The sequence below is a fragment of the Fictibacillus sp. KU28468 genome (genome assembly GCF_026153615.1).
Lineage (GTDB): Bacteria > Bacillota > Bacilli > Bacillales > Fictibacillaceae > Fictibacillus_C > Fictibacillus_C marinisediminis.
Window position 1 is genome coordinate 3,223,755 of the sequence record NZ_CP110666.1, and the last position, 25,469, is coordinate 3,249,223.

Annotated in this window: 19 protein-coding genes and 1 pseudogene; 2 read left to right on the plus strand and 18 right to left on the minus strand. The window is 43.8% G+C overall.

Features of this window, described 5'->3' with window-relative positions; translation table 11 throughout:
- Positions 1 to 22: 22 nt before the first annotated feature.
- On the minus strand, positions 23 to 781 hold the full coding sequence (locus OKX00_RS16850) for an SDR family NAD(P)-dependent oxidoreductase (RefSeq protein ID WP_265408127.1): 759 nt from the start codon (positions 779 to 781) through the stop codon (positions 23 to 25).
- Between the two features lie 70 nt (positions 782 to 851).
- Here OKX00_RS16850 and OKX00_RS16855 point away from each other — a divergent pair.
- Positions 852 to 1,037 (plus strand): annotated as a pseudogene (locus OKX00_RS16855) (MerR family DNA-binding protein); the annotation flags it as partial.
- Between the two features lie 66 nt (positions 1,038 to 1,103).
- On the opposite strand, the gene OKX00_RS16860 reads toward OKX00_RS16855, so the two are convergent.
- From OKX00_RS16860 to OKX00_RS16930, 15 genes are all read right to left on the minus strand, one after another.
- Positions 1,104 to 3,551, minus strand: a complete 2,448-nt coding sequence (locus OKX00_RS16860) for a transglycosylase domain-containing protein (protein WP_265408128.1) — start codon at positions 3,549 to 3,551, stop codon at positions 1,104 to 1,106.
- A gap of 228 nt (positions 3,552 to 3,779) precedes the next feature.
- Entirely contained in the window at positions 3,780 to 4,265 is a 486-nt protein-coding gene (locus OKX00_RS16865; RefSeq protein WP_265408129.1) for an SRPBCC family protein, read from the minus strand.
- A 183-nt stretch (positions 4,266 to 4,448) separates the two neighbouring features.
- Positions 4,449 to 4,937, minus strand: coding sequence for a GNAT family N-acetyltransferase (locus OKX00_RS16870; RefSeq protein WP_265408130.1), 489 nt, complete (start codon positions 4,935 to 4,937; stop codon positions 4,449 to 4,451).
- 233 nt (positions 4,938 to 5,170) lie between these two features.
- Positions 5,171 to 6,640, minus strand: a complete 1,470-nt coding sequence (locus OKX00_RS16875; protein ID WP_062235651.1) for an MFS transporter — start codon at positions 6,638 to 6,640, stop codon at positions 5,171 to 5,173.
- Between the two features lie 125 nt (positions 6,641 to 6,765).
- Positions 6,766 to 8,292, minus strand: a complete 1,527-nt coding sequence (proP, locus tag OKX00_RS16880) for a glycine betaine/L-proline transporter ProP (RefSeq protein ID WP_416054250.1) — start codon at positions 8,290 to 8,292, stop codon at positions 6,766 to 6,768.
- Positions 8,293 to 8,298: 6 nt separating this feature from the next.
- Positions 8,299 to 9,738, minus strand: coding sequence for an aldehyde dehydrogenase family protein (locus OKX00_RS16885; RefSeq protein WP_265408132.1), 1,440 nt, complete (start codon positions 9,736 to 9,738; stop codon positions 8,299 to 8,301).
- A 22-nt stretch (positions 9,739 to 9,760) separates the two neighbouring features.
- Positions 9,761 to 10,816: a homoserine dehydrogenase gene (locus OKX00_RS16890; RefSeq protein WP_265408133.1), complete on the minus strand. Its 1,056-nt coding sequence runs from the start codon at positions 10,814 to 10,816 to the stop codon at positions 9,761 to 9,763.
- Positions 10,806 to 12,053, minus strand: a complete 1,248-nt coding sequence (locus OKX00_RS16895; RefSeq protein ID WP_265408134.1) for a M20 metallopeptidase family protein — start codon at positions 12,051 to 12,053, stop codon at positions 10,806 to 10,808. The genes OKX00_RS16890 and OKX00_RS16895 overlap by 11 nt, the downstream gene beginning before the upstream one ends.
- 35 nt (positions 12,054 to 12,088) lie before the next feature.
- Positions 12,089 to 13,288: a cystathionine gamma-synthase family protein gene (locus tag OKX00_RS16900; RefSeq protein WP_265408135.1), complete on the minus strand. Its 1,200-nt coding sequence runs from the start codon at positions 13,286 to 13,288 to the stop codon at positions 12,089 to 12,091.
- A 14-nt stretch (positions 13,289 to 13,302) separates the two neighbouring features.
- Positions 13,303 to 14,307 carry a cyclodeaminase gene (locus OKX00_RS16905; protein ID WP_265408136.1) on the minus strand — a complete coding sequence of 335 codons (1,005 nt, stop codon included), beginning with the start codon at positions 14,305 to 14,307 and terminating at the stop codon, positions 13,303 to 13,305.
- Between the two features lie 17 nt (positions 14,308 to 14,324).
- Positions 14,325 to 15,518, minus strand: a complete 1,194-nt coding sequence (locus OKX00_RS16910; RefSeq protein ID WP_265408137.1) for a M24 family metallopeptidase — start codon at positions 15,516 to 15,518, stop codon at positions 14,325 to 14,327.
- Between the two features lie 237 nt (positions 15,519 to 15,755).
- Positions 15,756 to 17,462, minus strand: a complete 1,707-nt coding sequence (locus OKX00_RS16915) for a PucR family transcriptional regulator (RefSeq protein ID WP_265408138.1) — start codon at positions 17,460 to 17,462, stop codon at positions 15,756 to 15,758.
- Positions 17,463 to 17,607: 145 nt separating this feature from the next.
- Positions 17,608 to 18,612: a hydroxyectoine utilization dehydratase EutB gene (gene eutB / locus OKX00_RS16920; protein WP_091008798.1), complete on the minus strand. Its 1,005-nt coding sequence runs from the start codon at positions 18,610 to 18,612 to the stop codon at positions 17,608 to 17,610.
- Between the two features lie 161 nt (positions 18,613 to 18,773).
- Positions 18,774 to 21,683 carry a type I pullulanase gene (pulA, locus tag OKX00_RS16925; RefSeq protein ID WP_265408139.1) on the minus strand — a complete coding sequence of 970 codons (2,910 nt, stop codon included), beginning with the start codon at positions 21,681 to 21,683 and terminating at the stop codon, positions 18,774 to 18,776.
- Between the two features lie 134 nt (positions 21,684 to 21,817).
- Positions 21,818 to 22,561 (minus strand): DUF2161 domain-containing phosphodiesterase, encoded by a 744-nt coding sequence (locus OKX00_RS16930; protein WP_265408140.1) that lies wholly within the window; start codon positions 22,559 to 22,561, stop codon positions 21,818 to 21,820.
- Between the two features lie 394 nt (positions 22,562 to 22,955).
- Here OKX00_RS16930 and OKX00_RS16935 point away from each other — a divergent pair, with 394 nt between their 5' ends.
- Entirely contained in the window at positions 22,956 to 23,702 is a 747-nt protein-coding gene (locus tag OKX00_RS16935) for a COG4705 family protein (RefSeq protein ID WP_265410570.1), read from the plus strand.
- 61 nt (positions 23,703 to 23,763) lie between these two features.
- Here the strand turns inward: OKX00_RS16935 and OKX00_RS16940 are convergent, their stop codons facing one another.
- Together OKX00_RS16940 and OKX00_RS16945 are read right to left on the minus strand one after the other, a co-directional pair.
- Complete coding sequence (locus OKX00_RS16940; RefSeq protein ID WP_265408141.1) at positions 23,764 to 23,967, minus strand: hypothetical protein; 204 nt, start codon at positions 23,965 to 23,967, stop codon at positions 23,764 to 23,766.
- A 128-nt stretch (positions 23,968 to 24,095) separates the two neighbouring features.
- A complete protein-coding gene (locus OKX00_RS16945; protein ID WP_265408142.1) occupies positions 24,096 to 25,469 on the minus strand; it encodes a sensor histidine kinase in 1,374 nt (457 codons plus the stop codon).

A 25,469-nucleotide genomic window follows, 5' to 3' on the forward strand; every position in this document is an offset into this window, starting at 1 on the left:
CAGCCCCTTTCAGTAATGATATTTATCTTGTTCTTGATACATACGGATAAATCGGGTCTTTAAGCGCAAATTCATAGGTTTCGCCATTCACAATTCCTACAACCTTGCTGCTGTCATAGAGATCCAGCAAAAATCCAGCCATCTGTTTAGCCGTGTGGTACTCAGGAACCGCACCTTCATACTCAAATTTATCCAAATCCATGGAGCGCTGTGCAAATTCGGTTTCAGTGGCAGCAGGAGCCAGAACCTTCGCTTGGATTTTTGCTCCGTTTGCTTTTAGTTCCTGTGCAAGTCCTTCTGTAAAAGCACTGACGTAAAATTTAGTCGCACAATACGTAACCGCACTCCCTACAATCGTATAACCTCCAGCTGAAGAGATATTAATCAGCTGTGTACCCTCTGTGTTTGCATAATCACGAACAAAGAGAGAAGACAAGATCGTCAATGCTTCGATGTTTAAATGAAGCATATCTCCTATTTTATTTAAATCTTGATCTCCTACAGAAGCAAAGTTGCCGAACCCGGCACTGTTGATCCAGGTTTCAATTTCGAGATCTTTTAAGCTGTCGTACAACTCGTACGCATTTTTCGCAACAGATAAGTCAGTGACACGAACTACAACTTCTAATTCTGAATTAACCTTCGCGATTTCTGTCTTTAACTCCTCCAATTTTTCTTCGCGGCGTGCAGCGATTACCAGGTTTTTTCCTCGTGCGGCAAATTCAAGCGCCGTTTCAAACCCAATTCCTGAACTTGCACCTGTAATTACGGTATATTTCATAAAAAGTACCTCCTCCAATAATTTCTTGCCTTGTGGTGATTATAAGGATTAGAGTTTACTCTAAGTCAAACGACAGACGCAAATGCCGTTGGCTAAAATAAGGGAATACTCAAGGCTGTATCAAGAAGGAGAACATACACAGGAAGCTCGGCTCCGCCTCCTCCAAGAGCATCGAAACTCGGTGACGGAGCAAATCAGCACCCTTCAGAAAACCGAAACGATGCTGGATCATAAGATTAGTGTCTATAAGAAATGATGACGATACAAAAATGAAAAACCAGCACCGGCGTTCTGGCTTCAGAACCTCGGTGCTGGTTTTATGTTACTGTCCGGTTTGCGTGGTATTCTTATCCAGAGAACTTGGACTTGGCTTCGCACCCCCTGGTTTTTTCGTATCATTGGTCTCTTTCGGCGGTGTGGTGCCAGGATCTTTTGGTTTATCACCTGTCCCTGGTTTGGTGGTTCCGTCTCCGGGTTTATCTTTAGGCGGCGGTGTGGTTGGATCTGTCGGCTTATCCTGAGTGCCGCCTTGATCGGTGCCGCCTTGATCCGTTCCTCCTTGATCCGTTCCGCCATTTCCACCCTGGCCATTCCCGCCCTGATCGTTTCCGCCCTGATCATCTTTTGGAGGGGCGACCGGAGTATCCGGCTTGGTTTTTCCGTCATCTTTAGGTTTTTCTTGTTTATCTTTTTTCTTCTGGTCTTCTTCTTTTTTCTCTTTTTCTTTATCTTGCTTTTCTTTTTCAGCATCAGCTGATGGATCTTCTTTTTTGTCTTCCTTATGACTTGGCTGTGCTATAGCAGGCATCGAAGTTCCTTGCACGTAAAGCTCAGAGCCTCGTGAAACGACAGATCCCGGTTTTTGGAAATCGGCAGTGAGCTTATTTGCTGAAACATGGGATACCAGTTCTTTAAAGATCAGCTTAGCGATCACTTGGTCTTCTTTCTTTACATAAGCATCCTGGCCCGGGTGATCATATCCTGTCCAGACAGCTGCTGTATAGCGTGTGGTATAACCGACAAACCATGAATCGGTCGAGCCATTGCCATAGACATTGGCTGGAAGGTTCGTCGTTCCTGTCTTACCGGCTACATCCAATCCTGGAATCTGAGCCATGCGGCCAGTTCCGTTATTGACAACACTCTTCAGCATATCCGTTACCATGTAAGCTGTGTAATCGCTCATGGCAGTTTTTGGCTGATGGCTAAACTGCTTCACTTCTCCATTCGGATATTCAATCTTTCTTAATGTTGTTGGCTGATGATAGACGCCCTTGTTTCCAAAAGCAGAATACGCACCGGCCATCGTTAATGGAGAAACCCCTTTATTGAATCCGCCGATCGCATAGGACGGATAGATCGTATCCAGCTTAATTCCAAGGTTTCCTGCAAACTGTTTCGCGTTCGCTTCTCCTACTGCCTGGAACGTTTTTATGGCAGGAATGTTATACGATTGGACGAGTGCTTCTCTCATAGAAAGCGTACCATGATAGGTTTTATCCCAGTTCTGGAACTGCTTGCCGTTGATTTCGAGCGGCTCATCCTTGATCGGGGTACTCGTAGACCATTTCAAGTATTCAATCGCCGGGCCGTAGTCAAGAATCGGTTTAATCGTCGATCCCGGCTGTCTTTCTGTATCGGTTGCATAGTTAAATCCTCTGATAGCCTGTTTGTTGTCGTCCAGCCTGTTGCCGCCTATAGCACGAATCTGGCCGGTTTCAGTATCAAGGAGAACGACCCCCGCCTGAAATTTATTGTCTGGGTAACGGACATAATCCTCCGTTGATAAGATTTTTTCTGCTTGAGATTGGGCATCCTGGTCCAGCGTCGTGTAGATTTTCAATCCGCCTTCAAACAGTTCTTTTTCAGAAATGCCTTCTTTTCGTGCGTCTTTAATGACCTGCTGTAAAAACGCTTCGTATCTCGGCTGAGACTTCTTAGGCTTCACAAGCATTTTCTTAATTGGCTGCTGCTGCGCTTTTACTTTTTCCTGCTCAGAAATATACCCGTTTTTGTGCAGTAGCGACAAGACCACATTCCTTCGCTGTTCTGCTAACTCTGGATGTACGAATGGATCATACCCGCTCGGACGCTGTGGCAGTCCGGCAAGCAATGCAGCCTCGCCGATGGTCAGCTGGTCCAGAGGCTTATTAAAATACGTTTTTGCTGCTGTTTTTACTCCATAGGCACTATTTCCGAAATAGATTTTATTTAAATAGAATTCAAGAATCTGATCCTTGGAATATTTCCGTTCAAGCTGGATCGCCAAATAGGCTTCTTGTACCTTCCTAGTTACTGTCTTTTCTGGTGATAAGAACGAGTTTTTTACAACCTGCTGTGTGATTGTACTGGCACCTTCTGAACCAAATCCGTGAGTTATATTGGAAAGAATGGCTCCTGCGACCCTTTTCGTATCAATTCCGTTATGTTTGTAGAATCGAACGTCTTCTGTCGCAATAAAAGCGTTCCGAACGAGCGGCGGAATATCTTTAATGTGAGCATAATCTCTCTTTTCCTTCCCGCTGATTGAAACGACTTTCTCATTGTTCATGTCATAGACGGTGGAAGTACGTGAATACTTCAGGTTTTCGGGGTTCAATTCAGGAGCGCCTTTTGCAACTGAAAATACGGTTGCCCCCCCGCCAATAACCACTAAAAGAAAGAGAACAAGAAAAGTTAGTGTACTGTATGTAAGGAATTTTCGAAAACGTTTAGGCCTTTTGTTCTGTTTTCTTCTTTCCAATCGTGAAGCTGAATTTTTCTTTTCCATCATTAACTCTCCTTAAATTGTTCCATGCTGTTCCCTATGCTGAAATAGTTTATTTTTCCTGAACACCAATTTTATACTATTTTAATAGAAAATAATACGAATACATATCACAAATGTTACATTTTTATTACAAACAGGTCAGAAGTACTAGTACCCGTTTTTCCAGCTTTTTAATCTATATGAATTAAAAAAAGAACAAGAACATGATGTCTCGTTCGAATGCTGCTTTTAGTGATATGCAGGACCAATAGCCTTTGTTTCCATTGGATGCTCAGAGTAATAAAAGGATAAGTTTTGGTAGCTCCAGGCAAACTTGCTTTTAGAAAAGTACTTGCCCAAAGAGAGGTATCTCATTTTTTGATGATCAATATAAATATCTTTATTCCTCGGTTTGTCAGTATCGAAACCAAATTCCAGTAAATTTTTGTTAAAATACATTCCATCTTTATTGATGCTCTGATATAAAAGATTTACATCAGCCAGGGATGCTTTATATTTACCGAAGTGCTTTGTTATTTTAAAAACATAAATTTTATGAGGTGCGTTCGTAATCTCCAGAACATAAGGGCTATTGGGGACAGTAACCGATTGAACCTTCTCCGTGTTTAATTCAATGGCTTCTTTCGTCCAGCCCTTCTGCAGTGCCTCTTTTTTGGTTTGGTACCCGTAATTAACCACATATAAATAGATTCCTGCTGCGATAAAAGATAACATAAACGCAGCTCCCCAGCCGTTTTTCATCAACAAATCCCATTTCCATTGAAGGCTATTTCAATTGCTTATTCTCTTGTTGTTTGAAGTCTATTTAAGATCAATCCCCAAACAACTCCCAATTAATTACAGTTTATCATAAAATGAATTGAAAGTTTTACTAAAATAAAAAAAGCAGCCCTCATATCATGAGAACGCTCCAGTATTCTTAGTCAATCCCGCTTCTTCCTTTTTTAACTCCCAATTCAGCATTTCACCCTCTTGCCCTAAACGCTTCATGTTCATTTTTTCCAATACCCGAATGGAAGGATCATTGTTTATCAGGCATTCTGCAATGACACGGTTAACTTGGTCAGAAGAAAAGGCCCAATCGATTATCGCCCTTACCGATTCGGTGGCGTATCCTTTTTTCTGAGCAGACGGAATGATTCCATAACCGACCTCTACTGTTCGTTCGGCACTGGGTTTCCCTTTGAATCCAATATCTCCGACAATCATTCCCGTTTCCTTTTCTGTGACCAGCCACACACCCCATCCGTATAGCTCAGGGTCTTGTTCTAACTGTTCAACGTGGGACTTAATTTGGTTTCTGATTGGATATGCATCAGGCGATAGTGATTCTATGTATGGTCTGCTGCAGGGTATGATGGTTAACCGTTCTGTTTCCAATTTCATCTGTAACTTCCTTTCTCTATTCCATGTCTTCTAAAAACTATTCTTCTCTCGGTCTGCTAATCCTCTTTTAACCTGCCGAATAATGAATGAACGGAGAATCATCTGTAAAACCCTCGGCGAAGTTATCTCAATATTCAGTTTGGTTCAATTCTCCTCGATTTTGGTTCAATTCGCCGACGAGACACCATAAAAAAGGCTGCCGAGTCTCCTCGACAGCCTCATTAAATGCAGTTTTACGCTTGTTTACTCTCACCAACCGGTTTTCCCTCACTAGCTGGCACTTCTTCTTCCCACCATAAAGCTTCATCAGGATCCCGCAAGATCTCTTTGATCTCGCCTGGGTCTTCAACAGCTGGAAGAGATCCACGCAATGAACGGCCTGCTGTTTCTTTGACAAAGAAAGCTACAACAACAATACCGATCGTACAGACCGCCATTAAATAATAGGCCGGCAGCAGTTTATTATTGGTTTCTTTCACCAGCCAGGCAACAATGAGCGGAGTCGTTCCGCCAAAGATGGAAGTAGATACATTGTAAGTAATGGCTAGTGATCCATATCGAACGTTTGTAAAAAATAAAGAAGGAAGTGTTGCCGGGAGCGTTCCCTGAAAAGCGGTGAGCAGACATCCCAAAATCAGCACTCCGAAGAAGGCATTATTGCCATTTTCATTCCCCGCCAGCATAAAGGCCGGTATGCTCAAAATAATGGTTAGAATCAAAGCTCCTATCAAAATTTTATTTCTTCCAATCCGGTCACCCAAATACCCCATTCCCAAAACGAAAGGAATCATAATAACCATCACAATGAGAATGAGCAGCAGCCCTTTTGTTTCTCCATAACCGATCTGTTCAGAAAGGTAAGTCGGCATATAGGTTAGCACCATGTAGACAATTGTATTGTAAAAGAGGACAATGCCTACACAGATCAATAGGGACCTCCAATGATTGAGGAAAATTTCTTTAAGAGACGAATCCTTTTTCTTTTCCTCTTGTTCTTCCTCCATTGCCTGAAAAGCAGGTGTTTCCTCGAGGTGAGAACGGAAATATAAACCGATTAAACCTAGTGGAGCTGCAATAAAGAACGGAATTCTCCAGCCCCATTCCAGCATGGTTTCCGAACCTAGAATAAAGGTCAGCAGGGTCACAAGCCCTGAACCAGCAATATAGCCGGCCAAAGTTCCTACCTCTAAAACGCTTGACATAAAACTGCGCTTTTTATCCGGAGTTGATTCTGCAATAAACGTCATGGCCCCAGCGTATTCTCCGCCGGTTGAGAAGCCTTGCACCAATCTGGCAACCAGCAGAAGGATGGGCGCCGCAATCCCGATGGACTTATAGCCGGGTATTAGCCCGAGGCTGAGTGTTGCAATCGCCATCATGATCAATGTAATGGCCAGTACCTTTTTTCGCCCTAAACGGTCACCCATTATTCCAAACACTACACCGCCGATCGGCCTCGCGATAAATGCTACTGCAAATGTAGCGAAAGCATAAATCACCTGGGCAGAAGAATCGACTTCAGGGAAAAAAACTTTGCCAATGGTTACCGCTAAATAAGAATAAATACCAAAATCAAACCATTCCATGGCATTACCAAGCGAGGTCCCCAGGATCGATTGTTTTGCGATTTTTGTATCAACAACCGTAATATCTTCTTTTTGTAATCTATTACTATTTTTTCTATCCACAGCGTGCCTCCTCATACTGCATAAAATTAAAAGTTGTTGTACTAAACCTTTTCCCTAAATCGATCCCAAACTAACCATTTTCATATCAAAAGGCTGCCGAGTCAACCTCGGCAGCCTGCAACAATTTTATTGGATGTTTACTATATTTTCTGCTGAGATCCCAAAATGCTTATTTTTTCTTTCAATGCTGCTCTTTCATTTCTCTCCCGAACTTCTTCCTTCCACCACAAAGCTTCCTCTGAATTCATTAGTATTTCCTTTATCTCACCAGGATCTTCTACAGCTGGGTACGATCCCCTTAATGACCTTCCTGCTGTTTCTTTAACGAATAATGCTACTACAATAATCCCGATAACACAGACCGTGATCAAATAATAAGCTGGCAGCATACTGTTATTCGTTGCTTTAACGAGCCATGCTACGATTAAAGGTGTAGTTCCGCCAAAGATGGAGGTTGAAACATTGTACGTTATCGCCAAGGAACCATATCGTACCTCTGTGAAAAAAAACGACGGCAATGCAGCAGGTAATGTGCCTTGAAAGGCTGTAAACAAACAGCTCAGGGTCAGCAATCCCAGAAAAGCCAAAATGCTTGAACCCATGCCCATCATGAGGAACGCCGGAATGCTGAGTACGATCGTACCGATTAACGCTCCTTTAATCAGGCGGTTTCTTCCAATCCGATCACCCCAGTATCCCATTGCCAAAACAAAGGGAATCATTGCAATCATGACAAATAGGATGAGGACCAGCCCCTTTGTTTCACCAAAACCAAGCTGTTCTGATAAATAAGAGGGCATATACGTAAGAATCATATAGTTTATGGTGTTATAGAAAAAAACGACGCCAATGCAAATCAAAAGAGAACGCCAGTGCTCCGTAAAAATATGTTTCAGGGAGGTTTGCTGTTTCCTCTCTTTTGCCGATTCCTTCATCGCCTGGAATGCCGGGGTTTCTTCCAGATGCGATCTGAAATAAAACCCGATCAGCCCTAAAGGTGCGGCAATTAAGAAAGGAATTCTCCAGCCCCATTCAAGCATAGTTTCAGATCCAAGCAGAAAGGTAAGCAGAGTAACTAATCCCGATCCGGCGATGAACCCGACAAGTGTTCCGACTTCAAGGCCGCTTGACATAAACCCTCGTTTCTTATCAGGTGTAGATTCAGCGATAAACGTCATCGCACCTGCATACTCTCCTCCGGTAGAAAAGCCTTGTATCATTCTTGCAACAAGCAATAAAACTGGTGCTGCGGCTCCGATCGTTGCATAGCCCGGAATGAGTCCGATGCTTAATGTGGCAATGGCCATCATGATTAACGTTATGGCCAAAACTTTCTTTCGGCCTAAACGGTCACCCATCATTCCAAACACTATACCGCCGATCGGCCTCGCGATAAATGCCACCGCAAACGTTGCAAAAGCATAGATTAACTGGGCAGAAGGATCGATTTCAGGGAAAAATACTTTACCAATCGTAACCGCTAAGTAGGAATAGATGCCAAAATCAAACCACTCCATGGCATTGCCTAGAGATGTTCCAAATATTGATTTTTTCGCAATTTTATTGTCAACAACTGTGATATCCTCTTTGGTCAGCTTTTCTATTTGTCCTCTTTCCACATCGTACCTCCTCTTAATACCGTAAATCTTGCTTGTTTTCTCACTCATCTCTTTTCAGTTAGATAGTTTATAACAAACGACTTTTGGTTCTGTCATTTCTTGTATCGCAAATTTAATTCCTTCCCGTCCCAAGCCTGACTTCTTCACCCCGCCAAACGGCATGGCATCGATTCGGTAGTCACTGCTGTCGTTGATCATGATGCCTCCTACATCCATCCTGGCAATCGCTTTTTGAGCTTTATCAATGTTTTTTGTAAAAATACCTGCCTGCAGCCCGTAGCTTACTTCATTGGATTTTTCAATGGCCTCATCCACATCCGCAACAGCGTATAGGAGTACAACCGGGCCAAAAATTTCTTCTTTTGCTATTGTGCTTTCATCCGGAATATTCTTTAGAACGGTCGGAGAATAAAACGCTTGATTACGCTTGCCTCCTGTCAGCAGTTCAGCCCCTTTATCAACGGCTTCATTCACAAGACTCTCTACACGCATCGCCTCCTTTTCAGTGATTAGCGGACCTATATCGGTAAGCTCTGACAGCTTATCGCCTACGATATACTGTTTTGTTCGCGTAACAAACGACTTTTCAAAATCGGACATAATGCTCTGCTGAACATAGATTCTCTGCACACTCAGGCAGTTTTGGCCGGCTGCCCAATAGGCTCCGGAGACTGTGGATTCAACGGCATCATGCAAGTCCGCATCTTCCAGAACAATAACCGGAGAATTAGAGCCGAGTTCCATACTCACCTTTTTTAAGCCGGCTTTTCTTACAATCTCTTCTCCAGCCTCTACTCCTCCTGTAAAGGAAATCATCCGAATGGCTGGGTGAGTGACAAGAACATCTCCAATCTCGCTTCCATGTCCCGTAATGACGGACAATACTTTTGTAGGCAGCCCCCCATGGGCAAATGCCTCAGCAAGCAGCAGCGCACTTAGCGGAGTGACCGTTGCCGGCTTTACGATGATAGCGTTACCTGAAGCAATTGCCGGCCCTACTTTATGGGCGACCAGGTTCAGGGGGTCATTAAATGGAGTGATCGCGCCAATGATTCCAATTGGAAAACGCTGATAGTAGCCGACCCGGTTGTTGTTCCCTTCCATTTGGTCAAAGGGAATGGTCTCCCCCTGAATCCTTCTTGCCTCTTCTGCACTGATACGGAGGGTCTGAATGCATCTTTCGGTTTCTTTTGCAGCTTCACGGATCGTCTTGCTGCCTTCCTTCGCAATGGTCAAAGCGTACTTTTCTTTATTGGCTTCAATGTAGTCTGCCGCTTTATGAATGACAGCCATCCGTTCATACACCGGCATGGCGGCGGCAATCTTTGCTCCTTCTTTTGCGTGCTCAATACAAGCCAGCATATCTTCTCTTGAAGCTGCAGGAACAGTGTCTATCATTCTGTTATCCTGCGGGTCCCGAACTTCAATGGTTCTATCACGGTGTACCCATTTTCCTGCTAAAAACATCTTTTGGCCAGCAACCTGAGTCGTCATCAACATCCCCGCCTTCCACTGTTTAAATGTTTACGAGTTTTCTTTCGCGATCAATGTTAATTAAATCGATTAACAGGGAAAAGCCTGTTTCAACCTTACCTGCACCTGCTCCGCTTAGCGTAACAGTTCCTAAGAGATCACAATCATAAGCAATGGCGTTTACAGCTCCGCTGATGGAAGCAAGCGGATCAGTCATATCGATCTTTTCAGGAGCGATAGAAGCATTAACTTTCCCGTTTTCTTTACGAGCTTTGGCCAGCAGTTTCCACCGTTTCCCTTCGGCTTTTGCCTCTTCAATATCCTTCAGGGTGAGATCTGTAATCCCCCGGCATGATACTTCTTCTACCAGCAAAGGTTCGTTCATCACATAGTTTGAAAGAATGGTAATCTTATATCGTGCATCATAGCCCTCAACATCGCTGGTTGGATCGGCTTCTGCATAACCCTTTTTTTGGGCTTCTTTCAACGCTTCCTCATACGTTACTCCCTCTTCTTCCATCTTGGTTAAGATAAAATTGGTAGTACCGTTTAAGATGCCGCGAATTTCTGTAATCTCATTCCCCGCCAAAGCGGCAGCAGGCATCCTTAATGAAGGGGTCCCGCTCATGACTGTTCCCTCAAATCCCCAGTACACCCCTTCCTCTTTTGCCAATTCAGAAAGCTCTTTATACGCCAATGCAACCGGGCCCTTATTGGTCATGACCACATTTTTTTTCGCCAAGAATGCCGTCCGGCAATGATCGATGGCAGGCTGTCCTGTACGTACATCGGTATACGAAACCTCAATAATGGTATCCGCATTAGTTTCACGAATGGTCCTTAGGCTGTCCCAGCCGGTCACGAGTCCAGCGGCCGGCGGATAGTTTTCCAGATTTCCAGTCTCCCGCAGCACTTGTAAAACCGTATTAATGTTCAGACCGTTTGGGTGATAGATTGAACCTTTGTTAAAATCAGAGATGGCCACAATTTCAGCTTCAAAATGCTCATTAGCCTTTAAATCTTCGTGCTTGTCCCTTAGAATTTCAGCCAATCCCTGGCCGACTGTTCCAAACCCAATAAAAGCAAGTTTATGTGCCATATGTGTCTACCTCCACCTTTTCACGGCTTGGCAGGAATACCTCGCCTTTTAAATACTTTATAGCTGTCTGTGCTAGAATCGCTGTCCCGATTGGCAGGCAGTCTTCATTTATATCAAAAAATGGAGTGTGCAAATCTCTCTGGTCTTGTCCTTGCTCGGCACATCCCAAAAAGAACATGGCACCCGGCATTTTCTGTGTTACATATCCAAAATCTTCTCCGCCCATTCCAAACGGACCTCTTTTAATCGTGATTTCGGGATAAAGCTCTCTTGCCGCCTCCATAAACCACTTGTTGATGGTTTTATGATTCTTCAGCGCAGGCTCGCCCCGGTCTACTTTGAAAGAGTACTCTCCTCCTAGAGGCTGAACAATCGAAAACGCCTTTTCCAATTCTGAGGCGAGCATGCCGCGTATTTCAGGTGAATAGCTGCGAATCGTTCCCGATATGGATACCTCGGTAGGAATAATATTGCTTGCCGAACCGGCATGGATCTCACCTATGCTGATCACGGCTGACTCCATTGCCGATACTTTCCGTGCCACAATGCCATGCAGTGCCTGCATGACAGGCCCCAGCATCCAAATGGGGTCGGTTCCCTGTTCAGGATAAGCACCGTGTCCTCCTGTTCCATAAATTTTGCCCTGGAACACATCAACATTGGCCATGCTGTAGCCATCGTTCACTTGAATAGCACCAGCCGGAAGCCAAGGGCACATATGGAGGGCTATGGCTGCGTCTGCTTCATCATAAACTCCTGCCTGAACCATATACGGAGAACCTGAAAGTCCGTGTTCATCAATGCTTTCTTCTGCCGGCTGAAAAACAAATTTTACCTTACCCTGTATATCTCCCCGTTCAAATGCATCTGCCAGAAGGCTGGCAACCCCCAGCAGGATGGACGTATGGGCATCATGACCGCAAGCATGCATCACACCCTCGTTCCCGGATTTGTAACCAATTGCATTTTTCTCATGAATGGGTAAGGCATCCATGTCTGCGCGGATGGCGATGACCGGTCCTTCCCCTGTGGTAAGTGTTCCTACAACACCAGTGGGAACACCCACTCCGATCTCCGTTTTCATTCCGGGAATCCGCCTTAATGTTTCTGCCACAAGGCTTGACGTTTCAAATTCCTGAAAACTGACTTCAGGGTTTTGATGGATCTGCCGCCTCCATGCAATCAATTTTTCATTCAACCCTTTTACCGAAGCAGCAACAAACTGATGATTTGCCATTTGTCATTCATCTCCTCAAACACACTTGCTATCTTTTAGACTTTTAAAGCAATTTCCACATGTTGAAAAGCCTGCTCAAAGTCTGTAATAATATCTTCGATGTCCTCTATGCCGCAGGAGATGCGGATCAATCCTTCAGGAATTCCCATCGCCGCCCGTTCTTCCGGTGTACATTCCACGTGGCTTGTCGTACGTGCAGGGCCGACGGTTGTTTCCACTGCGCCAAGATTGGCCGCACGGTTAGCAAATTGCAATTTTGGAAGCAGGTCCCTGACCGTTTCGACGCCTCCTTTTACCGCAAAGCTGAGCATCCCGCCAAATCCCTTCATCTGCTTTTTCGCAATTTCATGGTTTGGATGTGTTTCAAGTCCAGGATAATAAACTCCTTCTACCAAGTCTTGCGTTTGGAGGAATTTAGCAAGCTCCATTGCATTTTCACTTTGCTGGCGAACACGCAGCTGAAGGGTTTTCATCCCCCTTAAGATGAGGTAAGCAGCCATCGGATCCATCGTTGCTCCGTTGATTTCACGGAAATGATAGATTTTTTCCACCAATTCCCCCGTACCGCAGACTACGCCTCCAAGCGCATCGGCATGTCCTCCCAAAAATTTGGTCGCACTATGGATGACAAGATCTGCTCCCAAAGCGAGCGGATTCTGGTTGATCGGTGTTCCGAACGTATTGTCAACTACCACTAACGCACCCGCTTCACGTCCTGCTTTGGCCATCCTCTCAATGTCTGTAATTTTAACCGTTGGATTGGTTGGTGTTTCCAAATACAGAATACTGCAGCCTTTTGCTACTTCTTTTTCAATCTGTTCATGGTTTCCGGTTTCACATAACGCAACCTCGATCTGCTGCCGGGGGAGGAATTCTGTGAATATTTTATTGGTTCCGCCATAGGTATCCTTGATGGAGACGATTCGGTCACCAGGCACTAAAAAAGTAGAAAGTGTATTGCTGATCGCTGCCATTCCAGTTGAAAAACTCGTAGCTGCTTCGGCTCCTTCGAGAATTTTTACTTTGTCTTCAAAAGCCTGGACCGTCGGATTTGTGTTTCGTCCGTATATATGCCCTTTTTTCTTCCCGATGGCGACGTCATACCATTCATCCATATCGTCGTAGCCATACGCTACACTTAGAACGACCGGCACCTGAGTAGCACCGTGCACCAAATACTCTTTTTCCCCTGCCCACACGGACTTCGTGCCTGCTTTAACGTTTTGATTTGTCATGAGATCACTCCTCGTTAATTTTTTAAGGCTGCTTCTTTGTTTTCTATTTTCAAACCAAGTCCTCGTTTCAACATTTCTTGAAAAGCAAACAAAGCTATGGCGGTATCCTGTACTCCTGTTCCGGTTAAGTCACAGACCGTAATCTGTTCTTCATCCTGCCGGCCTACTGTTTTTTGCGAAGTCAGCTCCCCGAGCTCAACGATAGGTTGTTCACGGGATAAAAGTCCTCGATCATATGCATGATGAAGTTCGCCCAACCGCTCACATTGAGCGATGGTGTCGCAAACAAGCCGGCCGGCCTGTGCCAATACTTCAGCCTCGAGTTCCTGCTTGTGCTCGGCGTCCGATCCCATCGCTGTAATATGAATTCCTGGATGGAGCCATTCTGCTTTAATCACCGGTTCCTTTGCCGGCGTTGTTGTAATGACGAGATCGCTGTTACGTACAACCGCCTCTGCGCTTTCGACCGCTTTTACCTCAATCCCAAGCTCAGCTGACATTTCCTCAGCATAGGCCTTCGCCCGTTCAACTGACCGACCATAGACGAGCACCTCTTGAAAGTCCCTTACTAGCCGCAAGGCTTTTACCTGGTATCTCGCCTGGCTTCCTGAGCCGATCACGCCAACGGTTTGTATCTTTTCTCTTGATAGATATTTAGCAGCAATAGCACCCGCGGCAGCCGTACGAATATCGGTAAGATAACCGTTATCCAGCAAGATCGCCTTCGGCACACCTGTTTTTGCACTGATGAGCATCATCAGTCCGCTTCCGCTCGGCAGGCCGATCTGGTAATTGTTAAAAAATCCAGAAGACACTTTAATCGCAAACATGTCTTTCCCTTGGACATAGGCGGTTTTCACGTCCACTTCTCCGTTCTGATCATGAACATCAACCCGCATGATAGGCGGCATGGTTACTTTATCTTCGGCTAGGTAAGAAAAGCCTTCTTCAACAACGGAAAGAGCCTCCGGGTTTAATGAGATATGCTGCTTCAATTCCTGTTCTGTGAAAATATACATTTTTCCCTTCACCCCTTTTAGTTCTTGTTCGTTTCCAGCACTCCATCTTTGATAAACAGCTGTCTTGGCATTGAAGCAAAAGCTTCACAGCCGTCCGCTGTTACCCGGAAAGATTCGCTGGCTTCAAAACCGTATTGATCAAGCCAGATTCCGGGGATAAGGTGGAAGGTCATATTCTGCTGCAAAATGGTTCGGTCTCCTTTCCGGATGCTTGCCGTGTGCTCACCCCAGTCCGGCGGATAATTAAGTCCCATCGCATAGCCAAGCCGCGATTCTTTAACAATGCCGCTTTTGTGGATCGTCTTTCTCCACGTTTCTTCAATTTCCTCACAGGCAATTCCCGGCTTGATCATGTCCAGGCATGCATTCAGCCCTTCTACTACAACATCGGAAAGATTTTTGAGCTTGTCGGATGGCGGTCCGATATTTACTGTTCTTGCAAGCGGGGAATGATACCGTCTATAGCAGCCTGCCAGTTCCAAAATGACGGAGTCCCCTTTTTTATACCGGTCATCCGTCCAGGTCAAGTGAGGTGTAGACGTTTTTTCTCCTGAAGGCAGCAGGGGCACGATCGCCGGATAGTCACCGCCAAAGTCTTTGGTCCCTTTGATTTGGGTATGAAAAATCTCGGCGGCCACATCACATTCCCTGACGCCTTCATTAATGAGCCCGATTCCTTTCATCATGGCATTTTCCACAATTTCAGCGGCGCGTTTCATATACGTAATTTCGGCATCTGATTTTACGAGGCGAACCCAGTTTACTAATAATGTGGCATCTTTAAACGAAGCATTGGGCAGCCCCTTCTTTAACTGCTCATAACATTTAGCCGTAAAATAATAATTGTCCATCTCCACACCGATCGAACGCTTGTCCTGCCCGATCTGCTTTAGGATATCGGCCACAAAATCCATAGGATGCTTCGAGTCCGATTGGACATAATCGTCGGAATAAGGAATCAGGTTCTCATGGTAAAGCCATGACGTTGCTTTTGCCCCATTGGCATCCTGGCCACGGCCGATCCAGATCGGCTGATCTTCGTCATTAATAACGATCAGCATTTGATGGACGTAAAACGACCATCCATCGTATCCTGACAAATAGTTCATATTGGCCGGGTCTGTAATCAGGAGGACTTCTATCCCTTTCTCTGCCATACTCTTTTTCGTTTTATAAATTCTTTCCTGATATTCAGCTGTCCCAAATGACATAGGACCTTCCCTCCTGTTTCTGTATAATTATTAGAATTTTATGAATAATTAATTTATAAACTTAGTATAGAACATCCTCCATCTATTCATCATCTGCAAATATGTATGAACTTTTGTAAAAAGTTTTAGTCAATTTTTCAGAATAGCTAGCACACATAAAAAAAGAGCTTGTCCATGTTCAGACAAGCTATCAAATATTTTATTAATAAAAGATTGTTAATTTATCTTTTAAAGTATTTAGCTGTTAATAGGATATCGTGCTTCAGTTAACCCTAACTTCCAGGTTTTGATACTGAGATCCAATAAAAATAAATCATCCGTGTCGATCAGGGAAAGGCCGGTCAGGGTCTCTATTTTACGAAGCCTGTACAATAGGGATTGCCGGTGAAGATTTAACAGGCGCGCGGTCTGACTCACATTTCCGTGGCATTCATTGTAGGTGGTGAACGTTCCGATAAGATCCATAGTGCGCTGCTGGTCATATTGAATAAGCGGTTCAATCGCTGATACGATGATTTCTTTCATTTCTTTGTTCTGTGCCAGAGTCAACAACACCCGGTCAACCTTTGTATTTTCATACAGTACCCGGTGTCCTGCTCCCTTCTTATTTCTTCCGATCTGCAGTGCGGTCTTTGCCTGGTCAAATCCTTTTTTAAACCCGGCAACCTCCTCCTGATGCCCGCCGATTCCCCATGAAATGATGACATCCGGCAGCAGATTCCGGAGACGCCTCTCAACCAGATCCAAAAAATGATGTGCAGGGTTCTCATTGCTTGTGATTTCTACAAAAAGGATAAGTTTTTCGCCTTGATAGGTCATCATCACTTCTTTTTTTAGAGATTGTGCCGCATAATAAATTTCTTCCTCAATGTAGCGGATCATGCTGTCAAGCCAGTGCTCATACGAATCATAGTGCTGCTTTCTTTTTTTAAACAATAGTTCCAGGTTTTCAGGATAGCCAGCAATACAAACATAAGGGAGTTTAATATTAAACCCGAGCAATTTTGCTCTGGATTCAGCTTGTTCCCGGGAAGAAAACTCTCCTTTTGCCAATTCCTGAACAAAATCACTGCGAAGACGCATCTCCGTTTCTTCAATGGCATTTTGGCGCGACAGCCAAAGAGCGATCGTGGTAGCAGAATGTTCGAGCACGTTCACACGGTATTGATTTAAAAACTCTTCAATCACCAAATCGTTTGGAGGCAGAACAAATAAATATCCCTGTATATCACCTGAAGCCTTTAGTATTGGCAGTTGAAGAATTGACTCACCCTCACGTTCAATAAGATGAAACTTTTGAAACATCGGATCCTGCGGCAGAACGGCAGGTGTTTTTTCTGTGGAGATGCAATCTTTCATGTCATAGTATTTCCATCTGGCGTCAGGCTCGCATGCTTCAGCCCTGTCCTGAATAATTCCCGCTCTGTCCGTAATAACGAGAGTACAGCCTATATGTTTTTGAATATAACCGGATATTTCGTTCAGGCTAGTCTCCTTCAGAATGAGTTTAAGTAGTTCCTGCTGAACTTTTTCAGATTTTTCCCGGTCTTTAAACTGCCTGTCATTGAGTTCTCTAAGAACATCTTCAATGATGGTAGCAAAACGGATTTCCCATGGAATTTCAATAATGATAAAGTTATGTTTTTCTGCAAGCTCCATCACTTCTTTTGGAACATCATATATGTAACGGCCTAAAGCAATAATAAGCGCTGAAGCTTCAGATTGTATGATGTCTTCAACATATTTTTTGAATAACAAAACATCATGGCCGCACCCAATGGCCGTGCTCAGGACCACTTCATTTTTGCGGACAAAATTCTCTACTGGCATCTCTATAGCAGAAATCCATTGAACATACCGTTCGTTCAGGATATGGCCCCCAGTTCGTACTCTGGCATTTTTCATAATCTCGAAGTTTAATATATCCCCTACTGCTAACCTCATATGAACCCTCCTGACCGCAAGATGTTCCTTCCTGAATTATACATATTGTTAAATATAGCACATCACAATAATCGGGAAGATCTCTACTATATTTTCAACACAAAACCAAATTCCCCTGTACAATCTTAAGGAAAAATGGGTAATTTCAAGAAGGTGAGTAGGTTTGAAGAATTCGTTGTACCACCGAAAGATCTACATTATGGCCTGTGATAATGACAGCAATTGCTCCTTCCTGGTGCTCTATTTTTTTTCCTAATAATGCTGCAATTGCAGTACCTGCTGCTCCTTCCATGATCATTCGGTGATGATCCATCATATAGGCCATACTATAGGCAATCTCATCTTCAGAGATTAATAGAACCTGGTCCATATACCTTTTTACCATTTCAAAGGTATAGCGATTGTCCAGGCCGATTCCTCCGAGCAGGCTGTCAGCAAGCGTGTCCTTCTCAGGTAATTTTACGGGTTTCCCTGCTCTAAGGCTTTCATACATCACTGCGGATTCTGCCATGGAAACCCCAGTCACTCTGATCCCCGGGTCGTTTGACTTAACCGCCATACCAATGCCGGATAGCAGCCCCCCACCCGAAAGCGGCACGATCACATCAGTTAAACATGGAATATCTTCAAGCAGTTCCAAACCAATGGTACCCTGTCCTGCGATTATGTGCGGATCATCGAATGGCTCGATCACGGTCAATCCCTGCTCTTTTTCTAATGTGAAACATCTTTCGCCAGCCTCATCCTGGCTTTCTCCACAAAATTCAATAACAGCACCCAGTCTCTTAAGAGAATCAACTTTTGCTTTTGGCACCCGGTTGGATATACAAACAGTGGCCTCAATGCCTAGCTTTTTCGCCACATAGGCTACTGCCATTCCATGATTTCCCGTAGAATACGTTGTAACTCCCCTCTTTTTTTCCTCTTCACTTAAACTAAAAATTTTGTTCGCTGCCCCCCGGACTTTAAATGCTCCTGTATCATGAACCGTCTCAAGTTTAAGATAAACTGGCCGCCCTGCTCTTTCAGATAGAATAAAAGATTCAACAGCAGGTGTTTTTTTTATCAGGGAACCGATCCTCTTTTTGGCTTCCCACACCTCCCGAATCGTCACTTCAGCTTTTATGTTTGTACTTATTATTTCATTCATGCTGGTCCCCTCCCTGAGTATCATTCCTACTTCGGATTATATAGTATGAATATTCTGTAATCTACTGTTAATAGTGAATAGTGATTGAATTGAGTTTTCGTACAAATTGACATCAAAAAGGCCGCCGGGTTACGCCGGCAGCCTTTCGCTTTAGCTTTTTGTTATTTCCCTTCAAGAACAACAGCACTAAGTGCAGGGACCTTTATCTTTTTGCCCAGCAGGGTACCGAGTGATTTGTTTCCCGCTTCCTCACCATTGGCAAGCACCTTCCATGGTCCGACCGTTGGAAGAGAAATCGTTTGTACAGTTTCGTTGGCGTTGTACACGACAACTAGATCTTTTGCCTTGTCTTTGTTTGCGTGTCCTTTCAGATCATAAATGACTGTATTTTTCGGAGCTGGAAGGAACATTAAGTGACTTCGGATATCCTGTGCTGTTCTCATTCGGAATGCCGGATGGCTCTTGCGCAGCTTGATAAGGCCTTTCATATAATCTACTTCTTTGCTGAAGTCTGCTCGGCGCTGCCAATCAAGCTGGTTCACAGAATCAGGAGATCTGTAGCTATTATGATCGCCGCCTTTCGTTCTCATGAACTCCTGGCCGGCATGCAGGAACGAAATGCCTTGTGACGTCAGGATAATAGAGGACGCAAGCTTGTGCATTTTCTTACGGGTATCAACTGAACTCTCTGGATTGGTCAGCTGCAATTTATCCCATAAGGTGTGGTTATCGTGAGCTTCTACGTATGTGATCACTTGCTGCGGATCTTTATAGGTCGCCGTCGTGCTCGGGTAATCGATACCCGCTTTAACGCCTTCTTTAATAACATCTTCTGTACCCGGTTTACCGTTCACAAATCCTTTATCTGTATCATTGAACACGCTGCCTTTTAGACCATCACGTATGCCATCGTTGAAATGAGCGATTCCCGGCATTTTTCCGGCATTCTTTTGATTCGCTTTGGTTTCAGGATCAATCGGTGTGTTGAGATCCCAACCTTCGCCAAGCACTATAATAGAAGGATCAATTGTGTTCAATGCTTTTCTGACCAGGTTCATCGTTTCAACGTCATGGATACCCATCAAGTCGAAGCGGAAACCATCCAGATTGTATTCTTTGGCCCAATAGCTCACAGAGTCTACGATAAATTTGCGCATCATCTTACGCTCTGATGCCGTATCATTCCCTACACCTGTACCGTTCGACAACGTCCCGTCTTCGTTATAACGGAAATAATAGCCCGGTACAAGCTTCTGGAAGTTAGACTCCCCAGCTGCGAACATGTGGTTATATACCACGTCCATAATGACCCGAAGTTTGTTGTGATGCAGGGTGTTGACCATCTGTTTCATCTCTTTGATCCGGACTGCTGGCTTATAAGGATCAGTAGAATACGAGCCTTCTGGTGCATTATAGTTCTTAGGATCATAGCCCCAGTTGAATTGCGGTTCATTCAATTTTGTCTCATCAACCGTATTATAATCATAGATTGGAAGCAGCTGAACGTGTGTAACACCGAGATCTTTAATATGGTTCAGTCCTGTTTTTACTCCCGCTTGCCCGGTTGTTTTTTCTTCAGCTACTCCCAAGAACTTTCCTTTATGCTTGATGCCGCTTTTTGGATGCATGGATAAATCTCTGACATGAAGCTCGTAAATGATGGCATCTTCAGGAGTGAAGGCCTTCATTCTTTTGTGAAAATGCTTCGGATTGGTATTATCCAAATTGATAACAGCACCCTTATCGCCATTTACCGTTACTGCACGTGCGTAGGGGTCCACGGCTTCATTCCACTGGTCGCCAATCTTTACTTTGTACGTATAAATCAGACCCTCTTGATTGCCGTTAAGAGTTGTTTTCCAAGTGCCTCGCTCGGACTTCTTCAATGGCAGCTCGGTTCCCTTCTCTTCTTTCCATGATTTGTAGACCACGATCTTGGCTTCACTAGCAGTTGGTGCCCAAAGCCTGAAACTCGTTTCTTTTTTAGAATAGGTGTTTCCTAAATCTTTACCGTTATAGAAGAACTGCTTATCAAATTCCGGTGTACGGACCACCTTGCCTGTCTGTACTGCGGCTTCTCCAAAATTCTCTTTAGAGATCTTGTAAACTTTTGTAAGATCCACATTTTTCGAAGTGATGACTTTAACTTTGTTTGTAAAATCACCGGTCTTGCTGTCATAAGGAACAACTTCTTTTATTAATGCACCGCCTGAAAGTGAAAGGCCGTGATTCTTCACATCAAATGGGAAGTTCGTTTCAAATGTAATTTCATTAAATCCATCGATGCTTGCTTTTACGATTTTCGGTGTACGGTCGACCAAGTCTTTGTCATAATAAATGCGCTCCTGCCCCTGTGCGATCCACACTTCTGCAGAACCGTCTTCGTGAAACTTTGTTACGTATCTATCATTAAATTCCTTATCCGCCCATTCATTTCCCGGCACGCTTTTTCTTACAATGAGGCCAATCTTATGAACGTCCTTTAAATTTTCCATCTTGATATTCGCTACTTTTCCAAAATCATCATCTTCCGTAAACTGAACCGCTTTTCCTTCGCCGTTCTCCGGCCAGGTCCATAGGTTCCAGCCCTCATATTGATTGTCGTATCTGAAATAGTGAACCTTCACATTAATATCTTCATAAGCAGGAAGGTCTCGATACTCTCCATCTGGCGGCTCTGTGTAAGTATTGTCATCACCGGACTTCACCCAAACTTCGCCTTCGCCGGCAGAGATATCAATAAAACGGTCTCCGCCATCCTTTTCCCAGCTGTCCGTTCTTACGATGAAGCCGACTTTCTTGTATGTACCGTCTAGCTCGATCTCGGCTACCTTTCCGAACTTGTCCTCTCCTGTAAACGGATAGGCTTTTCCTTCTCCGCCTTCAGGAAAGACCCATAAATTCCAGTCCTTCGTGCTGCCTTCTGCAGGCTTGTAGTGAATCGTGACTTTTGTTTTTCCAGACGCCGCTTCTGCAAACGATTGCACAGAATGGAAAGAAAAAAGACCTCCAATGACTAAAGTAAAAATCGAGAGTAATGCAATAAATCGCTTGATCAATGCCAACTTCATTCCTTATCCTCCCTTTACATTACAAAATGTGGATTTCAAACATAACTTTACCATTACAAAGAAACAAATGAAAGCGGTTGCACAATAGATGGGTAAATAGTCTGATTGGCAAAAAAAAAACGAATTAGAGGTTTCTAATCCGTTTCCGGTTTTACTTTTTCCAGTAACTCGCTGTAATACCTGACTTGCTCAGGAAACAAAGCCATCTCTTTCTTTCCTTTTTCACTGACCCCATACATTCCCCTGGCAATTTTCTCAAACCAGCCATAATAATTTTTGTTCAGAATCGAAAGGGTTTTCTCACCTGTCCCTAGTTCCCGAAGCGCTTTTGGGGACAACGGCCCAAGCTGATCAAGCAGAAAGGCGATCTGGATGCAATTTTCTTTGTAGGCGGTCATGAGCTTCTTTTTGCTGCTGCCTCCAACATTATAATCTCCATTTCTTCCCTTAATTTCTTCCAGAAGCTTGGTTCGTTTCTTCTTATAGCGCTGCTGGCTTTTTAACCGGTCAAACGCTCCAGGAGAAAGAATGGTTTCCACTACAGGTCCGCTTTTTGGAAATGAAACGAGCAGCAAGCCAAGCTCCAGCCTTCTGATCAAATGAAGGGTGTCCTGCCACTTTTTTGATCTTAATTTGTATTTAGGCCTCGGAATAGCGATGTATACGAAATCTGTCAGCCTCTGTCTGTTTGTTGCCTGGACGAGGAGGTCAACATTCAGATTCAGCTTCAATTCGACAATGATCAATTCATCTTCCTTGACCACCACAATGTCACAGTGGTTGACCTCCCCATACACTTCAAAGCCTTTTTCCATAAAAAAATCCCTTACTGGTTCGTACAAGTCTGTTTCATATCGTTTGTCATTTTTTTTGTTCATAAAGACCTCTGCCTGTCTTTTTTAATGGCTGTTTTCGCAACCATTGTTGCTCTTGAGAGTGGTTGATTTCCGTTTCAGGTTGCTCGCTTTCCGCGGGGCGTGCGCTGAACCCCTCGGCGCTAGCGCCTGCGGGTTTCACCTGTCACGCTCGTCCCGCTGGAGTCTCGCACCTTGCACTCCAATCAACAATCATTGAAGACTTTTCACAAAAATGTTCCCAAAGCACATTCTTTTAGAAAAGATAAAGATACGTTTTAATTCATTTTTAATTTGATTTTCAGAAGAATTTAATAGCAATTCAGTAATGTTAATGATGTATTCGTACATGTTTATTAAAAAGGAGGAAATAGATTTGGAAAACATTGAAAACACTCAAACCTCTATCGGACGCCAAATGCTGAATAAAGTTCCGGAGGTCACCATTTTCTTTTGGATCATTAAAATTATGGCCACAACGGTTGGTGAAACAGCAGCCGATTTTCTTACCTTCAAGCTGCACTGGGGACTGACCAATACAACCTATGTCATGAGCGTTCTCTTGATCATCACCTTGGTCTTTCAGTTTAAAGCAAGAAAATATATACCGAGTATTTATTGGCTGGCGGTCGTGCTCATCAGTGTCGTTGGAACATTGATCACCGACAATCTCACCGATCATTTCGGAGTGCCTCTGGTGACATCGACGATTGTTTTTTCCATCGTATTAGCCATTACGTTCGCTGCTTGGTATGCCAGTGAAAAGACCCTTTCGATTCACTCTATCTTTACCACAAAACGGGAAACCTTTTATTGGCTCGCTATTTTATTTACTTTTGCACTTGGTACAGCAGCCGGAGACCTTATCTCTGAGGATATGGGATTAGGCTACTGGAAATCCGGAATCATTTTCGCTGCCGTGATCGCTTTAGTTACCCTTGCTTATTACAAGTTTAACATGAATGCCGTTCTATCCTTCTGGATCGCCTACATTTTAACACGCCCGCTTGGCGCTTCCATCGGCGATTTTCTTTCACAGTCCCACCATGCAGGAGGACTTGGGCTCGGAACAACAGGAACAAGTGTAATCTTCCTGGTTATTATTTTAGTTCTCGTTACGTATTTGACGAAGACACGAAGAGATGAAACTCCACAGGAAAGTTAATCTCAATGCGATCATAAAAAGCGCTCCATGTTCAGGAGCGCTTTTTTATATGCTTATTTTATTAGAGTTCTTCAAAATCACCTTTCACAAGCATTTCATAGTACTCTGTCTCTTCAATCTTTCCTTTTCCGTCACAATAATCACATGCTATATCTGTATCGAATTCTCCCGTCCCCTCACATTCAGGACATGAGATATACCCGTCCTCTTCTGATAAACAAGGTCTCCTATGAAAGAGAGAAAGAAGTTTTTCTAGTATTGCCACAGTGCATCGCCTCTTTTAAAAGATTTGATGGTTCAATGCTTGTCAGCCTGAACCTTGTGTCCACTGTAGCATGTGAAATCCTTTATTTTCGGTTTTTCATTTATTATTAATCTTCTGCTCAGCAAATTTTAATGATTTGCCTCTTCGGCTGTTTTGTAGAAAACCGGAAAACGTAATTCGACCTCTGTTCCTTTTCCTTCTTTGCTTTTAATATGTACATCGCCTCGATGAAGCCTCATGATGATTTTGGCAATGGATAATCCGAGTCCTGTTCCACCTGTTTCCCTGGATCTTGCCTTATCCACACGATAGAATCGTTCGAAAATCTGACTGACATCTTCTTCTGGAATACCGATTCCGTAGTCTTTTACTTTAATGAAGGCTTGCCCTTCATTTTGGCGGACCGTTATCTCTATTTTGGCTTTACTGTATTTTATGGCATTATCCAGGACAATAATGATGACCTGTTTCATCTTTAACTCGTCAGCCTCAACAAAAATGGGCGGATTCTTCTGATGAAGGAGGATTTCCCGTTTATAGACACTCTTCAGCTGTCTGATCAGGCTTTCGCAAACTTGAGTAAGATTTACTTTTTTTATTTCTAATGATGTTTCATTTTCAGAAGAAGCGAGATCAAGCAATGTCTCTGTCATTTTTTGCATTCTCATCGCTTCCTGATGAATCGCTTCTATTGCTTCTTTTGATAGTTTTTCGTTTTTCAGTCCTCTTCGTCTTAACAAGTTTGCATAGCTGCCGATCACAGTGATTGGTGTTTTTAATTCATGAGAGGCATCAGAGACAAATTGCTTCTGCCTTTCAATATTTTCTTGCAGTCTGCTGATCATGCGGTTAAACGTGTTGGCAAGGGTATAGAGCTCATCCTTCGATCGATTCTGGATAAATATCGTTTTAGGAACCCCGCTCTGTTCAATGTCCTCCATCGTCTTAATCATTCTGGAGATGGGCTTCATGATGACATTTGAAAGGAAGCTCCCTCCAGCCAGAGAAAGCAGCAGAGTAATGGCTGAACACGCTGCTAAGATGGATAATAGCTTATCCTTCTTCACTTCAAGCCCTGTTACCCTCTGTGCAATTTCCATCGTATAGGAAACATTATGGTTCGTTGAGATGGGAACACGGACAATCTGGAACTGTTCTTCCCCAATCTGCCGAAGCTCTGATTCCTCTTTGGGTGTAAACTCTGCTTTTACCCTTGCCAAGTCTTGATCATCTGTAATTTGCTTGGTGACTCTCGAATTCCTATCGACCAACCGGATAAAGGAATGGTCTGTCAGATAGACCTCCAATAAGTCCTTCGTCAAAACTTTTGACCCCTGTTTTTCTGTTTTTTTAATGATCTCATGAGCCTTCTGAATGAGAAACCGTTCTTCGATATTTCCGATGGTTTTCATAAATGTAAAAAAAACAAGGACATTCATGATGAGAAGGATAAAGACCAGCCAGGCTGTTGTTAAAATGTTAATCTTTGTAGTGATCTTCAC